Origin of the sequence: Providencia sp. PROV202, assembly GCF_028479565.1 — a bacterium.
Classification (GTDB): Bacteria; Pseudomonadota; Gammaproteobacteria; order Enterobacterales; family Enterobacteriaceae; genus Providencia; species Providencia zhijiangensis.
The window spans coordinates 14,271-33,412 of record NZ_JAMPNV010000023.1 but is presented as its reverse complement, the minus strand read 5'-3'; the positions used below and the strand labels follow the sequence as shown (position 1 = coordinate 33,412).

At 42.7% G+C, this 19,142-nt stretch carries 16 protein-coding genes; 13 read left to right on the top strand and 3 right to left on the bottom strand.

Going from position 1 to position 19,142, the window contains the following annotated elements:
* The first annotated feature begins 73 nt into the window (after window positions 1–73).
* The 10 genes from prfC to deoD all read left to right on the top strand — a co-directional run bounded on the left by prfC (window position 74) and on the right by deoD (window position 11,603).
* The gene (gene prfC, locus PR799_RS16790) at window positions 74–1,663 is read left to right on the top strand and encodes a peptide chain release factor 3 (RefSeq protein ID WP_036950211.1); all 1,590 of its coding nucleotides are present in this window, start codon (window positions 74–76) and stop codon (window positions 1,661–1,663) included.
* A gap of 761 nt (window positions 1,664–2,424) precedes the next feature.
* A complete protein-coding gene (locus tag PR799_RS16780; RefSeq protein WP_272522916.1) occupies window positions 2,425–2,568 on the top strand; it encodes a Hok/Gef family protein in 144 nt (47 codons plus the stop codon).
* Between the two features lie 267 nt (window positions 2,569–2,835).
* Window positions 2,836–3,249, top strand: coding sequence for a BON domain-containing protein (locus tag PR799_RS16775; protein ID WP_036950212.1), 414 nt, complete (start codon window positions 2,836–2,838; stop codon window positions 3,247–3,249).
* Between the two features lie 142 nt (window positions 3,250–3,391).
* A complete protein-coding gene (locus PR799_RS16770; protein ID WP_272522913.1) occupies window positions 3,392–4,468 on the top strand; it encodes a patatin-like phospholipase family protein in 1,077 nt (358 codons plus the stop codon).
* A complete protein-coding gene (locus PR799_RS16765; protein ID WP_154628360.1) occupies window positions 4,461–5,246 on the top strand; it encodes a TatD family hydrolase in 786 nt (261 codons plus the stop codon). Before PR799_RS16770 ends, PR799_RS16765 begins: the two co-directional genes overlap by 8 nt.
* A gap of 295 nt (window positions 5,247–5,541) precedes the next feature.
* Window positions 5,542–6,837 carry a NupC/NupG family nucleoside CNT transporter gene (locus PR799_RS16760; RefSeq protein ID WP_154602796.1) on the top strand — a complete coding sequence of 432 codons (1,296 nt, stop codon included), beginning with the start codon at window positions 5,542–5,544 and terminating at the stop codon, window positions 6,835–6,837.
* A 458-nt stretch (window positions 6,838–7,295) separates the two neighbouring features.
* The gene (deoC, locus tag PR799_RS16755; protein WP_154602795.1) at window positions 7,296–8,075 is read left to right on the top strand and encodes a deoxyribose-phosphate aldolase; all 780 of its coding nucleotides are present in this window, start codon (window positions 7,296–7,298) and stop codon (window positions 8,073–8,075) included.
* Window positions 8,076–8,176: 101 nt separating this feature from the next.
* Window positions 8,177–9,499 carry a thymidine phosphorylase gene (gene deoA, locus PR799_RS16750; protein WP_224060129.1) on the top strand — a complete coding sequence of 441 codons (1,323 nt, stop codon included), beginning with the start codon at window positions 8,177–8,179 and terminating at the stop codon, window positions 9,497–9,499.
* Between the two features lie 80 nt (window positions 9,500–9,579).
* Complete coding sequence (deoB, locus tag PR799_RS16745; RefSeq protein ID WP_132496126.1) at window positions 9,580–10,803, top strand: phosphopentomutase; 1,224 nt, start codon at window positions 9,580–9,582, stop codon at window positions 10,801–10,803.
* Window positions 10,804–10,886: 83 nt separating this feature from the next.
* Window positions 10,887–11,603, top strand: coding sequence for a purine-nucleoside phosphorylase (deoD, locus tag PR799_RS16740; protein WP_006657106.1), 717 nt, complete (start codon window positions 10,887–10,889; stop codon window positions 11,601–11,603).
* A gap of 71 nt (window positions 11,604–11,674) precedes the next feature.
* On the opposite strand, the gene PR799_RS16735 is transcribed toward deoD, so the two are convergent.
* Window positions 11,675–12,175: a GNAT family N-acetyltransferase gene (locus tag PR799_RS16735; RefSeq protein WP_272522907.1), complete on the bottom strand. Its 501-nt coding sequence runs from the start codon at window positions 12,173–12,175 to the stop codon at window positions 11,675–11,677.
* Between the two features lie 223 nt (window positions 12,176–12,398).
* Between PR799_RS16735 and PR799_RS16730 the strand changes: the two genes are divergently transcribed.
* The 3 genes from PR799_RS16730 (at window position 12,399) to PR799_RS16720 (ending at window position 14,563) form a co-directional block, all read left to right on the top strand.
* Window positions 12,399–12,554, top strand: a complete 156-nt coding sequence (locus PR799_RS16730) for a hypothetical protein (RefSeq protein WP_272522905.1) — start codon at window positions 12,399–12,401, stop codon at window positions 12,552–12,554.
* 4 nt (window positions 12,555–12,558) lie between these two features.
* On the top strand, window positions 12,559–13,194 hold the full coding sequence (locus PR799_RS16725) for a hypothetical protein (RefSeq protein ID WP_272522903.1): 636 nt from the start codon (window positions 12,559–12,561) through the stop codon (window positions 13,192–13,194).
* A gap of 109 nt (window positions 13,195–13,303) precedes the next feature.
* The gene (locus PR799_RS16720) at window positions 13,304–14,563 is read left to right on the top strand and encodes a hypothetical protein (protein ID WP_272522901.1); all 1,260 of its coding nucleotides are present in this window, start codon (window positions 13,304–13,306) and stop codon (window positions 14,561–14,563) included.
* Between the two features lie 82 nt (window positions 14,564–14,645).
* Here PR799_RS16720 and PR799_RS16715 read toward each other — a convergent pair whose 3' ends face one another.
* Window positions 14,646–17,435: a M16 family metallopeptidase gene (locus PR799_RS16715; protein WP_272522899.1), complete on the bottom strand. Its 2,790-nt coding sequence runs from the start codon at window positions 17,433–17,435 to the stop codon at window positions 14,646–14,648.
* On the bottom strand, window positions 17,425–19,131 hold the full coding sequence (locus tag PR799_RS16710) for an ABC transporter ATP-binding protein/permease (RefSeq protein WP_272522897.1): 1,707 nt from the start codon (window positions 19,129–19,131) through the stop codon (window positions 17,425–17,427). The genes PR799_RS16715 and PR799_RS16710 overlap by 11 nt, the downstream gene beginning before the upstream one ends.
* Window positions 19,132–19,142: the final 11 nt, after the last annotated feature.

Here is a 19,142-nt window from a genome sequence, read left to right as displayed (position 1 = left end):
CTGCGCTTAGAGCCATCTCGAGCCTCTTCCTGATGCCCATACAAATCTGGATATAGACGAAAAGAACGGTTAAATGACAGATCAGAATTTTCTCCATGAAGTTAGCACCCGTAGAACGTTTGCTATTATTTCTCACCCCGATGCCGGTAAAACCACGATCACTGAAAAAGTATTACTTTTCGGACACGCAATTCAACGTGCGGGAACGGTAAAAGGTCGCGGTTCTAACCAGCATGCTAAATCAGACTGGATGGAAATGGAAAAGCAGCGTGGTATTTCAATCACCACCTCTGTGATGCAATTTCCCTATAATGATTGCTTAGTGAACCTGTTAGACACTCCAGGACACGAAGACTTCTCGGAAGATACTTATCGTACATTAACCGCCGTTGACTGCTGCTTAATGGTTATCGACTCCGGTAAAGGGGTTGAGGATCGTACTCGTAAACTGATGGAAGTTACTCGCCTGCGCGATACGCCAATTCTGACCTTTATGAACAAATTGGACCGTGATATTCGCGACCCAATGGAGCTGTTAGATGAAGTGGAAAATGAGCTGAAAATTGCTTGTTGCCCAATCACATGGCCAATTGGCTGCGGTAAGTTATTCAAAGGTGTTTACCACTTACTGCGTGACGAAACCATTTTGTATCAAACAGGTCAAGGCCATACAATTCAAGAAGTTCGCATCGTTAAAGGGTTAAATAACCCTGAATTAGACGCGGCTGTTGGTGATGAATTAGCTTCTCAGCTTCGCGAAGAGCTGGAGTTAGTTCAAGGGGCTTCCCATGAATTTGACCACGATGCATTCTTAGCGGGTGAACTGACCCCTGTATTCTTTGGTACTGCATTGGGTAACTTCGGTGTGGATCATATGCTTGATGGTCTCGTTGAGTGGGCACCGGCACCGCAAGCACGTAAAACGGATGTGCGTGAAGTGGAAGCCACTGAAGAGAAATTTACAGGCTTCGTTTTCAAAATTCAGGCGAATATGGATCCAAAACACCGTGACCGTGTTGCCTTTATGCGTATCGTTTCGGGAACCTATGAAAAAGGGATGAAACTGCGCCAAGTGCGTATTAAGAAAGATGTTGTGATTTCTGATGCGCTGACTTTTATGGCGGGTGACCGTTCTCAAGTTGAGAATGCCTATGCAGGGGACATCATCGGTCTGCATAACCACGGGACTATCCAGATTGGGGATACTTTCACCCAAGGTGAAGAGCTTAAATTTACCGGGATCCCGAACTTTGCGCCTGAATTATTCCGTCGTATTCGTCTGCGTGATCCGCTGAAGCAGAAGCAGTTGCTGAAAGGTTTGGTGCAGTTATCCGAAGAGGGCGCTGTGCAGGTCTTCCGTCCATTAATCAATAATGACTTGATTGTGGGTGCGGTAGGGGTGCTTCAGTTCGACGTGGTGGTTTCCCGCCTGAAGAGCGAATATAACGTTGAAGCGATTTATGAAGCGGTTAACGTCTCTACCGCTCGCTGGGTTGAGTGCGATGATGTGAAGAAATTCGAAGAATTTAAGCGCAAAAATGAGCAGAACTTAGCCTTAGATGGCGGTGACAATTTATCTTATATTGCGCCGACAATGGTTAATTTGAACTTAACCAGCGAACGTTATCCTGAAGTGAGATTCCGCAAAACGCGCGAACACTAATCATTATTTCTAATTAGTTCATTTATATCGAAATGGTCAACTGAGTTGGCCATTTTTGTTACTTATTCTATTAATTATCAATATATTCAATATGGTAAATAATGGAATCGATATTTTTCTGTGGAGAGCATACTGCTATGATGGCGGTGGGTGCTTGGATCATTTTGGTTCAAGCAGACGATTGCTTCAAGTAAACAATAAGTTGTGAGACCAAAAAGACGAAAGCCCCGAGTTCCATTAATAGTAACTCGAGGCAGTCTCCAACACGACATGTGCCACGGTGTTGTGCCTTTCACTGTTGCTGCGAGACCGACTTTGTTCGGTCAATGTAATCAGTGGAAACACAATGGTTCAAGCTACTCTATTGTGCGTTGAGTAGTCTGGTGGGGGAGTAATCCCCCACATTTCTCTCTGATTGTAAGTTAGGTGATACAGGCACCCTTTTTCAAGTTAGATAACCCTTCAAAAATCCCATTGCCTATTTATTATCATAATTAATAGTTATTAATGATAATAATCATTAAAAATGAATGTAATATCAGTTGGTTAGTTAATTGAATCGATATTTTTCTGTGGTGAGCATGCTGCTATGATGGCGGTGGGTGCTTGGATCATTTTGGTTCAAGCAGACGATTGCTTCAAGTAAACAATAAGTTGTGAGACCAAAAAGACGAAAGCCCCGAGTTCCATTAACAGTAACTCGAGGCAGTCTCCAACCGACAATTGGATTCTGTCTCCTTTTTGTACAGGAGTCAAGAGGAATGACCAAGTTTGCTCTTATCGGGCTAATGACCGTGTGTGCCACGGTGTTGTGCCTTTCACTGTTGCTGCGAGACCGACTTTGTTCGGTCAATGTAATCAGTGGAAACACAATGGTTCAAGCTACTCTATTGTGCGTTGAGTAGTCTGGTGGGGGAGTAATCCCCCACATTTCTCTCTGATTGTGGGTTAGGTGATACAGGCACCCTTTTTCTGTTTTTCTCATTGAGAGATATTAGACAGTTATTTCTTAATTTCTTATTTAAATCATCCAATTAAGAGTTTTTCTCTCAAAAGTGAAAATTACCTTGGGTCATACTCTTGAAGATGAGTTATTTGACTTTATTTTTATCTACTTTTTACTTAGGCTATGACATTGTTAGTTTATTAATCATACCAAGAGGAAGGTTCCAATGAAAAAGATCGCCGTTTTACGTTCTTTAGGTGTCATTGGGTTGAGCTGGGCACTTTTTGCTTGTAGTTCATCATCTGATAGCGCCTTGAAAAAACAAGCTTCAGAAACTTGGGACAGCGCAGCTAAAACTGTTGAAATGGCAGGCAAAGATACAGGTAATGCCATCTCAAGTGGTGTGAAAAGTACCGATACCTATATCGATGATTCTTCCATTACTGCGGATATTAAAAGCAAACTCTTAGGTACCAGTGGGCTCCCAAGTAATAGCGTGTCAGTAAAAACTGTTCAAGGTGTGGTTTACCTCTCTGGTTTTCTCAAATCTAGTGAGCAGATAAATCAAGTTGTACAGATTGCATCAACCGCGAAAGGGGTAAAATCAGTACAGAATGGTTTAGTTCTGACGAACAAGTAATTTATTTTAAATGAGCTTTCAGTCGAAAGCTCATTTTGCTATTTGCTCTTCCTGAGAAAAACAGTTTAATGAGAATCATTTGTTTTAATCTGATTTATTGTGAGATTGTTTAGAGACACGTCAATATAGAGAAAGGGTTACTATGGGAAAGCATGTTCCTGTCACTTTAGGCACGATTGAGCCACTCGCGTTTTCTGATGAAATTAACGGAAGAAAAACTGCCCTTATCTGCGAAGGTGGCGGTCAGCGTGGTATTTTTACGGCCGGTGTATTGGATGAATTTCTGATAGAAAACTTTAACCCTTTTGATTTGATGATAGGGACGTCTGCGGGCGCCCAAAATTTATCCGCTTATATTTGTGGTCAAGCCGGATATGCCCGCCGAGTGATTACTCGCTATACCACGAATCTTAATTTTTTTAACCCGCTAAGATTTATTCGTGGAGGAAACTTAATTGACCTTGATTGGTTGATTGAAACGACGGCGAAAGAGTTTCCACTTAATATGGATGCAGGGCTTGAATTGTTAAATTCTGGCCGTGAATTCTATATGGGAGCCAGTCGTAGCGATGATTTTTCCGCTGCATTTTTGCAGCCAGATGCGGATTCTTGGTTGGATATCATTCGTGCTTCCAGCGCCATTCCAGGATTCTATCGAACTGGCGTAGAATATAGCGGCGTGCGATACCACGATGGAGGGATAAGCGCCGCGATTCCTGTAGAGGAAGCTTATCGGCGTGGAGCGGATACAATTGTTGTGATCCGCACTGTACCTTCTCAGATGTACTTTACGCCCGAATGGGTAAAACGAATGACTCGTTGGCTTGAAGGTGATAATTCGGCGCTGCAACGCATGGCAGCCATGCTAAAAGTTCACTTGAAGAGCTATCGAAAAACGCAGGAATTCATCGAAAATCCACCCGATGGCGTGCAGATTTTTGAAATATACCCACCGACACCACTGAAAAGCAGTGCTTTAGGCAGTAAAATTAATGCCTTAAATCAAGATTACCATGTCGGACGACGCTGTGGACGTTACTTTATTGCAGCATTAGCTCAACAGTTTGCGAGTAATGATGCTGATTTCAGTCGATTTTCTAAGAACACCAACTCATTAGAATTGATGCATAGGGAAGATCAGCGAGAGTCTTTATTAGCAGGAAAGACGGCCGAGGCAGCAAGTGCTAGCGCCCTGCAAGGCAATCCTGCTCATGAGTGATAATATTCAATTTATCGACACTCACTGTCATTTTGATTTTCCCCCGTTCAGTGAGGCACTTACAGAAAGCCTAGAAACCGCGAAGCAAGGTGGAATTACGGATATTATTATTCCTGCGGTGAGTCAGGATAACTTTCAACGCATCTGGAATTTAGCGCATGAGTATTCTCAACTCCACGCAGCAATGGGATTTCACCCACTATATTTAAGCCAGTTTCAAGAATCACACTTTGAAAAATTGACGGATTTTCTGATGCGCAAAAGCCAGAAATGCGTGGCAGTAGGAGAGATTGGGCTTGATCTTTATATGGAAGATCCTCAATTTGAAAGGCAACAAATATTGCTTCAGCGCCAGTTGAAGTTAGCTAAGCAGTTTGACTTACCCGTTATTTTGCATTCACGAAAAACTCATGACCAATTGGTTGCGATGTTACGTCGCTACGAAGTCCCTGCACGTGGTGTAGTGCATGGTTTTGCTGGCAGCCTTTCTCAAGCCGAAAGTTTTGTGAAACTGGGGTATTACATTGGCGTCGGGGGGACAATTACTTATGAGCGCGCGAATAAAACTCGCCAAGTGATGGCTCAACTCCCGCTAAGTTGTCTTGTGTTTGAAACAGATGCACCGGATATGCCTGTATCCGGTTTTCAAGGTGAACCTAATCGACCAGAGCGTATTCAGTGGGTATTTCAGTCTTTGTGTGAGCTGCGCCACGAATCTCCGGATGAAATAGCACAACAACTTTACAACAATAGCCGGACGTTATTTAATCTAATTTAGATTATAATTAGCCGATTAATAATTATTTCTTAAGTATTTTATGTATTTATCCGAGTAAATCCATTCAGCTTTTTATCTCTTCGACTATCGCATTAGTGCCTTTCCAGACGAAACTGATCCTCTATTGTGAGTTTCGTCACAATATTTGAATTTATGTTGCTTATTGCACTTTGGATTTGTGATGAATGTTGGGGGTTATTAATGATGACTGGTTATAATCATCGAACTAAGATTCGTGGAATCTTGCGAGTTTCTTTATACATTAACCTAGAATTAAGTGAACAGGGATACTTCCATGCAACTCATTTTGAGTATTGTTGGGATGGCGGTGCTTATTGCGATAGCCGTTCTCTTCTCCAGCAATCGTCGCGCAATTAGACTTCGTACAGTCGGCGGTGCTTTTTTAATCCAAGTCGCTATCGGCGCATTCGTTCTTTACTCCCCTGCGGGACGTAGCGTTTTACAAGGCATGTCTGACGGCGTTTCTAAAGTTATCGGTTACGGTCAAGATGGGATGAGCTTCATCTTCGGTGGTTTAGTTTCCGATAAAATGTTTGAATTATTTGGCGGCGGCGGCTTTATCTTTGCTTTCCGTGTATTACCTATCATCGTCTTCTTCTCATCTCTGATTGCCGTCCTGTATTACCTCGGCATCATGCAACTGGTCATCAAAATTCTAGGTGGTGGTCTGCAAAAAGTACTGGGAACTTCAAGAACCGAATCACTGTCTGCAACCGCGAACATTTTCGTTGGTCAAACGGAAGCGCCTCTGGTTGTTCGCCCTTATATTTCTACCATGACTAATTCTGAACTGTTTGCCATCATGTGTGGTGGTTTAGCGTCTGTAGCGGGTTCAGTATTAGCGGGTTATGCGCAAATGGGTGTTCCAATGGAATATCTGATTGCTGCATCCTTCATGGCGGCGCCGGGTGGATTACTGTTTGCTAAGCTAATGGTTCCTGAAACTGAAGTTGCTAAAGATAATGTGGATGCTAAAGATTTAGTGGCAGAAGAAGATCGTCCAGCTAACATCATCGATGCAGCCGCATCTGGCGCAGCATCCGGTATGCAACTGGCTCTGAACGTAGGTGCAATGTTACTGGCATTCATCGCATTAATTGCGTTAATTAACGGTATTTTAAGTGGTGTGGGTGGCTGGTTTGACTATCCGCAATTATCCCTTGAATTATTACTAGGTTGGGTATTTGCCCCAATCGCATACCTGATTGGTGTGCCGTGGAGCGAAGCAACAATTGCCGGTTCTTTCATTGGGCAAAAAGTGGTTGTGAACGAATTCGTTGCTTTCATGAACTTCGGTGAATATATGAAAGCCGATGCGGATGTGATCGCGGCGGGCAAACAAGTTCTGTCTGATCATACTAAAGCGATTATTTCCTTCGCACTGTGTGGTTTCGCGAACTTATCTTCTGTGGCAATTTTGCTGGGTGGCTTAGGTGGAATGGCACCAAATCGCCGTAGTGATGTAGCTCGTTTAGGTATGAAAGCCGTTATGGCGGGTACACTCTCTAACTTAATGAGTGCAACGATTGCAGGCTTCTTCTTAACATTAGCTGCAATGACCGCAATGTAATCCCCCTGTTTGCAGCGGAAAGGCGATTTGTCTTTCCGCTGTCATTTTCTTCTGCGATATTCTTTTTCTGGTTTTTATCGTAACTCTTACTTTTTCAACTATTCTTAACGTAATCAATTTAAGACGAGAAGGTTGCAGCCTGTATAATGGCTGATAAAGAGTGAGCAATTGCTCGTGAAATTGTGATATCGTTCACGAATATATATTTAATAATGTAACGTTCAGTCGATAAATGTGATTTGTAGCGCATAAAATACCCCAGTTACGTGGTCAAATAGGTAACAGTAAGTTGCCACGGAACTGATAGTTCATAGAGTCAACTGGCTCTAGGGCATCGTGCGGTGAGATGGATCTCAGCTGCTGAGTTTGGAAAACCTAACTAGCATCTTTATGGAACAAGCCCGCTCGCCAACAAAGAACGTATCGTTCTGAAAGAATTAACATCGTTGGAGAGTTATATGACTGATTTAAAAGCAGCAGCGCAACGCGCACTGACCCTGATGGATTTAACCACGTTAAATGACGACGACACTGACGCAAAAGTGATCGCCTTATGTCATCAGGCAAAAAGCCCAGCAGGTCATACCGCTGCTATCTGTATTTATCCTCGTTTTATTCCTATTGCACGTAAAACCTTACGTGACCAAGGAACGCCAGATATCCGCATTGCGACCGTCACCAACTTCCCACATGGTAATGATGATATTGAGATTGCTTTAGCTGAAACTAAAGCTGCCATTGCTTATGGTGCGGATGAAGTTGACGTTGTATTCCCATACCGTGCACTGATGGCTGGTAATGAAAAAATCGGTTTCGATTTAGTGAAAGCATGTAAAGATGCTTGCGCGGCTGCAAATGTATTACTGAAAGTGATCATTGAAACGGGCGAACTAAAAGATGCCGCATTAATCCGTAAAGCGTCTGAAATTTCAATCAATGCAGGTGCTGATTTTATTAAGACATCCACGGGTAAAGTGCCTGTGAATGCCACTTTAGAAAGCGCAGAAATCATGATGCAAGTCATCCATGATATGGGCGTTGCGAAAAGTGTTGGTTTCAAACCTGCTGGCGGCGTTCGTACCGCTGAAGAAGCAGCACAATATTTAGCCTTAGCAAGCAAAATCTTAGGCGATAACTGGGCTGATGCTCGCCATTTCCGTTTTGGTGCATCTAGCTTATTAGCGAATTTATTAAATACACTGGGATTTGACGTTAAAAAATCCTCCAGCAGCTATTAATAATCGCAATTATTAGTGACATCAGACTGTTGCCCTATCTGACTTGGGCAACAGCCGTGACTATTTAGCCGAAGAATTCGATGTGAATTAAGGAGCCTATTGTGTTTCTCGCTCAAGAAATTATTCGTAAAAAACGTGACGGCAAACCATTAAGCGAAGAAGAGATCCGCTTCTTCATCAATGGTGTGCGTGATAACACGGTTTCTGAGGGTCAGATTGCAGCCCTGGCAATGACCATCTATTTCAATGATATGACAACCCCTGAACGTGTCGCGCTAACGTTAGCGATGCGTGATTCCGGTACCGTATTAAATTGGAAATCACTGAATCTTAATGGTCCACTCGTGGATAAACACTCCACAGGTGGCGTGGGGGATGTGACTTCACTCATGTTAGGACCTATGGTTGCTGCATGTGGTGGTTATGTTCCGATGATTTCCGGTCGCGGCTTAGGTCACACCGGTGGAACCCTTGATAAGCTCGAAGCTATCCCTGGGTTTGATATTTTCCCTGATGATGAACGTTTCCGCGACATTATCAAAAATGTCGGCGTGGCGATTATTGGTCAAACCAACTCACTAGCGCCTGCTGACAAGCGTTTCTATGCGACTCGTGATATCACGGCAACCGTGGATTCTATTCCGCTTATCACCGCTTCTATCTTAGGTAAGAAATTAGCCGAAGGGTTAGATGCGTTAGTGATGGACGTTAAAGTGGGTTCTGGTGCATTTATGCCAACCTACGAAAAATCAGAGCAATTGGCTGAATCTATCGTGCAAGTCGCCAATGGCGCAGGCTGCAATACTACCGCGTTATTAACTGACATGAACGAAGTACTGGCATCTAGCGCAGGTAATGCTGTTGAAGTCCGTGAAGCTGTACAGTTCCTGACGGGCGAATACCGTAATCCACGTTTGTTTGAAGTCACCATGGCGCTGTGTGTGGAAATGCTAGTTTCTGGTAAGTTGGCATCGGATCGTGATGATGCCCGTCAAAAATTACAAGCGGTACTGGATAATGGCAAAGCGGCGGAAGTGTTTGGTCGTATGGTTGCGGCACAAAAAGGGCCGAAAGATTTTGTTGAAAATTACAGCAAATATCTGCCAACTGCCGTCCTCAGCAAAGCCGTTTACGCACCACAAGCGGGCATTATCACACAAATGGACACACGAGCACTGGGTATGTCTGTGGTAACGTTAGGGGGTGGTCGCCGTAAAGCTTCTGATCCTATCGATTACAGCGTTGGTTTAAGTGATATCGCAGCATTAGGTAGCAAAGTTGATACCCAAACCCCACTTGCGATCATTCATGCCAATAGCGAAAAATCATGGGAAGAGGCGGCGAAAGAAGTTCGTGCTGCTATGATTATTGGGGATAAAGCCCCAGAAGCGACACCAATGGTCTATCGTCAAATTAGTGAATAAACCGATATCCGCATCTTTCACTGAAGGGTGCGGGTTAGATGACGCGATGAACAGATAAGCTGTATCGCAGGAGAATAAATATGAAACGCACATTTATCATGGTACTGGATTCCTTCGGGATCGGCGCTGCAGGTGATGCCCATAAATTCGGCGACGAAGGTTCGAACACACTGGGTCATATCGCAGACGCTTGTGCTCGTGGGGAAGCAGACAAAGGCCGTAAAGGTCCATTACACCTGCCTAACTTAACAAAATTAGGTTTAGGAAAAGCAGGGGAAGAATCAAGCGGAAAATTCCCTGCGGGTCTGGATCCAAATGCAGAAATTATCGGTGCATATGGTTATGCGAGTGAGTTATCTTCAGGTAAAGATACACCGTCAGGTCACTGGGAAATTGCGGGCGTTCCTGTTCTGTTCGATTGGGGCTATTTCGAGAAACATGAAAACAGCTTCCCACAAGAATTACTGGATACACTGGTAGAGAAAGCCAACTTACCGGGTTACTTAGGTAACTGCCACTCCTCAGGTACTGTGATCCTCGACCAACTGGGCGAAGAACACATGAAAACGGGTAAGCCAATTTTCTACACCTCTGCGGACTCTGTATTCCAAATCGCGTGCCATGAAGAAACTTACGGCTTAGACAAACTGTATGAGCTGTGCGAAATTGCCCGTGAAGAGTTAACTAAAGGTGGTTACAACATCGGCCGTGTGATTGCGCGTCCATTTGTTGGCGACAAAGCGGGTCACTTTGAGCGTACGGGTAACCGCCATGACTTAGCGGTTGAGCCACCAGCGCCAACCGTACTGCAAAAATTAGTGGAAGAAAAACAAGGTGAAGTGGTGTCTATCGGTAAGATTGCCGATATCTACGCTCACGTTGGTATTACCAAAAAAATCAAAGCAACGGGCATCAACGCGCTGTTTGACGCAACCTTAGAAGAGATGAAAATTGCGGGTGACGACACTATCGTTTTCACTAACTTTGTCGATTTTGACTCAGCATACGGTCATCGTCGTGATGTTGCCGGTTATGCTGCTGCATTAGAGTTATTCGATAGCCGCTTACCTGAAATGCTGAAACTGGTTAAAGAAGATGACATTCTGATCTTAACCGCTGACCACGGTTGCGACCCAACTTGGCCGGGTACAGACCACACTCGTGAACACATCCCAGTGCTGGTGTACGGACCAAAAGTTAAACCAGGTTCTTTAGGTCACCGTGAAACGTTCGCGGATATTGGCCAGACAGTCGCGAATTATTTTGATTTATCACCAATGGAATACGGTAAGCCGATGTTTTAAGCTTGCGATAGGGTGATTTGAAAATAAGGCAGGAAACTGCCTTATTTATTGTGCACAATTTTAATGATTAAAAGGGAATACAAATGGCTACTCCACATATTAATGCAGAAATGGGTGATTTCGCAGACGTCGTACTGATGCCGGGTGATCCACTGCGCGCGAAGTACATTGCAGAAACTTTCCTTCAAGATGTTCGCCAAGTGAATAACGTACGCGGTATGTTAGGTTTCACAGGAACTTATAAAGGTCGTAAAATTTCCGTTATGGGTCATGGAATGGGTATTCCTTCATGTTCCATCTATGCAAAAGAGCTGATCACTGATTTTGGCGTTAAAACGCTGATCCGTGTGGGTTCATGTGGTGCAGTAATGGATGACGTGAAACTGCGTGACGTGGTTATCGGTATGGGGGCATGTACTGACTCTAAAGTAAATCGTCAGCGTTTCAAAGACCATGATTTTGCGGCAATTGCAGATTATGACTTAGTGCATAACGCGGTTGAAGCTGCAAAAGCGCGTAACGTAAACGTTCGTGTTGGTAACCTGTTCTCTGCGGATCTGTTCTATTCTCCAGACCCAGACATGTTTAAAGTAATGGAAAAATACGGCATCCTCGGTGTGGAAATGGAAGCTGCAGGTATCTACGGTGTTGCTGCTGAGTTTGGTGCTCGTGCACTGACTATCTGTACCGTTTCTGATCACATCAAAACTGGCGAACAAACCACTTCAGAAGAGCGTCAAACTACGTTCAATGAAATGATTGAAATCGCGCTGGATTCAGTTTTGTTAGGCGATAAATAATCGTTGATTCAGCTTTAATCTGAATATAAAAATGCCACTTTAAAAGTGGCATTTTTGATTTATAAATCGGCTTAACTTTTTGATTTAATTCGGCTCATCACAATAGCATCCACATACTGACCATCACGAAATGCATAATCGCGCAAAATGCCCTCTTGCTTGAAGCCAAACTTTTCATATAGACCTAAGCCGCTACCATTAGCGGCAAATACTTCTAATTCAATGCGGTGAACATTGAGCCAATTGTCACAGTAATCCACCATAACTTGCATTAATTTCGAACCAATTCCTTTGCCTTGAAAAGCTTGGCTCACTGTAATACCGAAACTCGCCACATGTCGGCGGCGTATTTGTGCAGGTTGATGCACGACAAGTAGCCCAACCACTACATTATCCAGTGTGGCGACAAATTGAGTCACCAGCGGATCATTGGCACCCAGCCGTGCTTCCCACGTTTTCTCAGTGGGATAAGGCAGTTGCAAAGTGTTGGCATAAGCGGAGTAATCAGCATGCATTTGTGTGATAGCGTGGACATCGTCCAAGGTGGCTCTACGTATTATTACGTTGTTCACAAACTTTTCCTTTTATTATCGTTTTTGAGAAGAATATTAATCACATTAAAAGCAATGTATGTCAATGAAGTAAATGGCTTGCCTCTTTATATTAATACGGGGAATATTAATGCGGGGAATATTGATTTTTATATAGAAAATATATAAGTAGCGATATTTGATATCGTAAAGAAGTTGAGGGATATATTATTATTTTTATTTAATTTAAACGAAGGTAGTGAGTATGTCTTTTATTAAAAATAGTTCAATTGAAAATAATAATAATATATTCTTAAATAAGGAAGTGAATCATGATGCTCAGAAAAAATCCGGATTCAAGAGTGCATTGAATAAAACGATTGGATACTTTATTTCATCTGCTCAAAATAAGCTTGATTAAATCAATGAAATGGTTTGTCGCAAAAATTATCAGAAACCATCATTCAGCCGTTGAGGCCGTTGAATGTAAATTAGGTAGTGAAGATGTTTCAGTAAAAACATTAAGAAAAATGAGATATAAATTTAAGAAAATTAATAAGAAATATTCTTTCCTAGATAGTGTGGGAATTAAAAAAGAGATTATATCTAAAACGAAAAGTGCTAATGAACTTGTACGTGGAAAAATTAGTGCGATTATTGATAGTGAATTCGGTATTGATATTTATCGTAGTGAAGAGAATATTAATTCTGAAATGAAATTGACTGAAAATAAAAAAGAGAAAGAGTTAACTGATAAGGGTATGCTCTTTGAAAAAATGCAACTGGACACAGAACAAGTTGATTTTATAAGCTCGGTGAAAGCTGATCAATTAATATCTACAAAATGTAAAGAGAGTGTACTTAGTAAAAATAATAATCCTCTTCCTTCGATTGAGGATGTTGATATGGAAGAAGATAATGAAAATAACTTGTCAAGTTTCAAAAAGGATACTGAAGAATTAATTAAAGCACTTTATCTGTTAAAAATGAAATTTAAAACTAGAGAAAATGAATTGGGTTTACGCGATGCTTATAAAGTTCATAAAAGTTCATTTAACTAAGTTTTTAATGAAGTAATTTAACCACCCTCAATATAGCTTATTTCTTAATGTATACCAAGAATAAGCTATTTTTTTAAAGCAAAGATAGTTTATTCAAAAAGGAATGTATATGAAGATTTTTCAAAATAAATCTCAATCTGCTGCGTTAGTGGACTGTTCATTGAATGACATGGTAAAGGCGATAATCAAAAACCCAAAGGTTTTCGAAAGGAAAAGCTATATTATCATCGATAAAATTAAAGCAGCCAAAAACAATGGCGCGGAAGGCTGGGAAGAAATAACTAAAGCATGGAGCATAGCTGCGAGCGGGAAAGCGAAAGAAAAAATTGATAAGTATTTTAATAAAGGTATGGAAGCAAGTAAAAATTGTTTTTCTCTACCTATTGAACAGCCACTTTCTACTAAAAAAATAAAAATGGAGCAAAGAAAAGATATTCTTGCTAAAGAGGCTACTCGAAAAGCATGTGATGATGATTTTTCTAATAATTCAATAAAAAAAACCACACCAATAGAGGGTGATACTACAAATGATGTCATTATAGAAAAAATGGAGCATTGTGACGAATTGATTGATAAACCGAAGAATGAAGTCGTTGGTGAGAAGGCAAATAGTTTTACCAGAGGGGTTTCAATAATAAAAGATAAATTAAATCAGCTGAATTTAAGTGAGAAAGAATCTGATTTTCAAAAAATTCTTCCTAGTCATACGATAGAGGAAGCAATTAAAATTAAAGTGATTTTCAATGGGATTTCGTATAGGTCATTAAAATTGATTAAGTCTAAAATTAAGGCGAAATTTAATGAGTTAAAGTCAAGTAAAAACCCTGAGCTCTTTGAAAGAGAAATGTTTAATGCACAGGGAATACTAAAAAAATACGATAATGAATTGGTTTGTAAAAAAATTAATAATATTATTAATAAATATTTGGATAAACATGAAGTCTATATTAGAAAAAATAAAAGTCCGATAGGTCGATTTTGGTATGCAATAAATTCCGTAAATTCATTACAAGATATTACACCACGTAAGTTAAATGAGTTTAAAATGGCAATTATAGATTGCTTGAAAGAAGAACCAATTGAAAATATTGAAAAGTATTCATCCGAATTAATGCAGAAAATATCAAATTATACACATAAAAATATTGCTGAGCAGGTTAATGATTTCATAACGGCTTATTCGAGAGATAGAATAAACGAATTGAAGGGATATGAAAAAATCAGTGTTGAAAGTAAATCCGAGTTATTGAAACCTAAAGAAAATATCGATGCAGAAGAGTTAATGAAGAGTTTAAGTTTAAAAAAGATAATTTCACATGTGTTCAAGAGAGTAATTAATAATGTACGAAGATTTTTTTCCAAAAATTAATTATGAATTTTATCTTTTTTAAGAATACGGTGAAAAACAAATAAATCAGCCCGCTGTATTCACGGGCTGATTCTTTCTCAGATTAAGGCGTCATCATAAATACTTTCTGATTTTGACCTAAGTATTTACTAGCTAATTGATTTATCTGTGGGAGTGTTAAGGACTCAATCATCGCGCGTTCTTGCATGAGGCGCTGATATTGCCCATCATCCGCCGCAACTTGTGCGAGGGCTTCAGTCCAATAGCTTGCGCTATCCGTGACTTGCGCATTTTCAGTGAGCCAAATATTTTTGGCTTCCGTTAACTCTTTTTCCGTCACACCCGTTTGGCGCAGCTGCGCAACAGTATTGTGCGCTAAAGTTACCATTTCTGAAGCGCGTTCTGGCGCGGTGGTGAAATTTAAGCGTCCGGTGTAATACGGCTGTGGTTTTTTCGCTAACATTTGCGAGAAACTCAGGGCATAGATACCACTGGCTTTCTCACGCAATTCGCTACGTAGGCGCTGGCTAACAATGGTATCAATCAGTTGCAGAGCAAGTTGATCTTGTTGTGACCACTGTGCGGGCGCTGCAAATTGAATGCTGATCATGCTCTTATCGCTGCTACTGATCGGATATTGCTGATTAAAGCTCGTCATCTTCGGCATGATCCCTTGGTTGCGCCATGCCAGTTTGCCATCATGGGCAGGCAGCGTCGCAACCCACTGCTCCAGTAGTGGTTTCAGCTCGCGGGCATTCATCGCGCCGGTGATCACCAATGTCATATCTGAAGTCGAGGTGAGTAATTGACGGTTGGCTTGTTGAAGCTGCTGAGCGGTAAAGGTTTTCCAAGCTCCTTCAGGGGAAATCACCAATAGCTCACCATGTTGGTAACTTTGCTGATTAATATGGTCGAGGAATGTACGCTCAACGGGCATTTTCGACAAGTTCAGCGCAAAAGCTTGTTTGTGTTGTTCCAGCTTTTCACCACTAAATTGCGGCGCGGTCAGTTTTAAATTCAGTAACTGCAACGCCGTTTCAAGATTATCAACCGGGGTTTTACCGCGATAACCGTGGTTGAGCAGCTCGCTATAAGGGCGAACGCTAACCTGATTTTGTTTGGCTAATAACGCCAAATCACGGGCGCTGTAATTGCCATAACCGCTGCTTTCTGGCAGTTTCATTGCCCAGTCGGTTAAGCCTGCGGTTTGCAGCGTTTCAAGGGAACGTCCACCCGGTAACTGTAAGTTAAACTGAATATCATCTTTGAGATTTTTATCCGTTTTAACAATCACCTTGATGCCATTACTGAGCGTCCACTGTTCCGTTTTTTCGATAGGGAGTGATGCTTGCTCGGTAATTGTACCTTTTGCTACGGCAGGCAACTTCAGGCTAATGGCTTGAGAGCGCAACGTGAACGGGCCCGGTTGTGTTTGGCGAATTCGTTGCCACTGTTCACTGAAGGTTTGTTTGTTCACCGCCTTTTCATCGGTATCAGGGCCAATCAGCGCTAAGCGTGGGGATGCGACCTGTAAAAGGCTAGCCACATGACGCTGCAAATCTTGTGGCTTGATATCTTTTGTTAATTGGTAGCTATTATCCAACTGCTGGCGTTTGTTCCACATCGGCATTTCATATTCGAGTGCGGTGGTCAGTTGCCCTGCTAAGTATTCATTACTGTAACGTTGCTCGGAACCCGCTTGTTGGCTAAGTTTCTTCAACATCCCTTGCTTGGCGCTATCCAGCTCTTGTTGAGTCACAGGCTCGCTCGCTAAGCGTTGTAGCTCAGTAAACAGAATTTCGGTGGCGCCCGCATAATCATTGCCTTTCGGGTGGATAATCATCAGCTGCTGAAGGCGTTGGTTATCTAGCATTGCCCCTTGTTCATTAATACTAATGGACGGCAAAATACCATTATCGACCATCACGGAAAAACGTTGATTCAAGATGGTTAACCATAAATTATCCATCAGATCGTCGGTTTGACCTTGGCGAGTATTCAGCGGTGCGGAAATATTTTTTTGCAGTGAAAACTGAACGTAGCGGGCGCCTTGTTCTTTATCAAATACCCCTTGAACAAGCATATTGTTGGAGTCGGCAAAGCGCTTCCATTCTGGAGAATCTTGGGAAGTTTTTTCCGGCTTCGGTAACGCAAACAAGGTTTTTACTTCATTGCGTACGGTTGATGCGCTGAAGTCCCCAATAATCAATAAACTCATGCGCTGAGGCTGATACCACGTTTTGTAGTAGGCTTTGGCTTGTTCAATAGGAGCTTGGCGAACCACATCAAGGGAGCCAATAGGGTTACGCTCTGCGTAGCGGCTACCGTGGTAACGCAATTTTTCGAGGCTGTCATTAATGCGATAGCCCATGCCTTGACGTAAGCGCCACTCTTCAATAATGACGGGGCGCTCTTTTTCAAATGCCTCGGTATCGAAGGTCATATTTGCCGCCCAATCCGCCATCACTTGTAATCCTGTGCTGATTTGCGCTGGGGTGGCATTTGGCAATGATAATTTATATAAGGTGCTGTTGAGGCTGGTGATCGCATTAACATGGCTACCGAGTTTCAGCCCTTGCTGTTCTAACTGTTTAAAGCCGGTGGTACCCGGGAAATGTTGAGTGCCTTTAAAAGCCATATGCTCAGTAAAATGCGCTAAACCAAGTTGCTGTTCGGTTTCCTGCAATGAACCTGCATTGACCAATAAACGCAGCTCAACCCCTGGCTGATTGCGCTGAAGCAGATAAACTTGCAGCCCATTATCGAGTTGATAATGTTGCAGATCTTGGCGTACTGGCAGCAATATTTGCTCGCTAGATTGTCGAGGCGTGCTGTTAACACAGCCCCCTAAAAGAGCCGCAACGACGGCGACCAATGTAATTTTACGAAGCATATTCTGGGGCTCCTGTCATAAATGGCGTATTTTGCGTTGTTTCAGATAAACGCAGATGCTTGTCAGCTAATTGATCAATAAAGCCTTGATGGCTAACCAAAACGATACTGCTAGCGGGGAGCTGGGCTTTTAGCATATTCAGCAAGGCTAGGGCACTTGGCTCATCAAGAGCGGAGGTCATTTCATCCAATAGCATTAACTTCGGTCGATTCAGGAGCAGTCGCGCAAACATAATGCGCTGCTGTTCACCGCCAGAAAGCCGGTTATTCCAATCGGTTTCCAAAGCGAGTTGTGAATGAAGTTTTTCCAACCCAACAAGGGTTAGCGCATATTTCAGATCCGAAGCCGTAAATTGGCTGGCATCTTGTGGGTAAGCCAATAAGTTATCTAAACGGCTTATCGGTAAATAAAGGCGCTGCGGGATCCAGACGACGTTATCCGTACGAGTGATTTTTCCGTCAAAGAATGGCCAATGGCCGCTGAGTGTGCGCAGTAATGTGGATTTACCAATACCAGAACGACCGGAGATCAACATCAGCTCACCGCTATTGATACTAAGATCAACGGTGCTCAGCAGTGGGCGATGATCTGCCGTAAACAGGCTCAAGTTTGCTGTTAATGGTTTACTATCTTCGTTAATAGTGGCTTCTGGGGTTTTATCGTTTTCCAATAACACCACGAAGTTATACAGACGCGCTACGGTGGCTTGCCATGCTGCAATCTCTTTATAGGCAAAAATAAACCAGCCCAATGAGGTTGCTACACTGGTGAATGCTTGGCGTAACTGCATTAATCCGCCCAGCATAATTTCACCCGCTAAAAACTTAGGTAATGCCAGCAACACAGGGGCGAGGGCGGTCACTTGTTGATAACCGACGGTATAAAACGATAAATTACGTTCACAGCGGATCAACTGGTTCCAGTTACGGATAATTTCGCTAAAGCGGGTCATCAGCTCTTTACGGTCTTGTGGTTCACCTCGTTGCCCTGCGATGGCGTCTCCATGTTGGCGGCAATTGATTAACGAACTACGGTAATCCGCTTCACGGCGCTGTTTATCCATATGCAGGCGGCGCAGAGGGAAGCCAATCAGCTGGGTTAGCGCGATCCCGATGATGGTGTAAATAATACAGGCCCAGAACATATAGCCCGGAATGATCCAATCGCTGTCGGCGAAATTAAATGAGAGGCTTCCTGAAAGCGTCCATAAAATCGCGGCAAAGGAGATCAATGTCAGCATTGAATGCAGGAAAGTGACTAACAGATTCAGCGTGGATTCAATCAGTAAGCGAATATCTTCCGCAATACGTTGGTCTGGGTTGTCGGGCTCTTGGGATGCGAGCCTCAGCATATAGTGTTTGCTGTTGCCGGAAAGCCAGCGACCAAGTACTTGCTCAGTCATGCCTTTGCGCCAACGGATAATCAGCATTTGCTTGAGGTAGGTGCCCATTACGACCACAAAAATCAGACCACTAACTAAAATCACAAAGTATTGCAGCAGCCCATACAGTGCTTGTCCGTTTAGCTTTTGCAGGGCGTTATAGAAATCCCCGTTCCACATGTTCATTTTGACATTGAACCAAACGGAAGAAAGGGTTAGCCCTAACGAGGCAAACAGCAGCACCCAGCACAAAAGGGCAGCACGCTGCCCCCAAAAAGGTTTAACTAAATAGAAAAATTGTTTAATGGTCTTCATGACTCGATTTC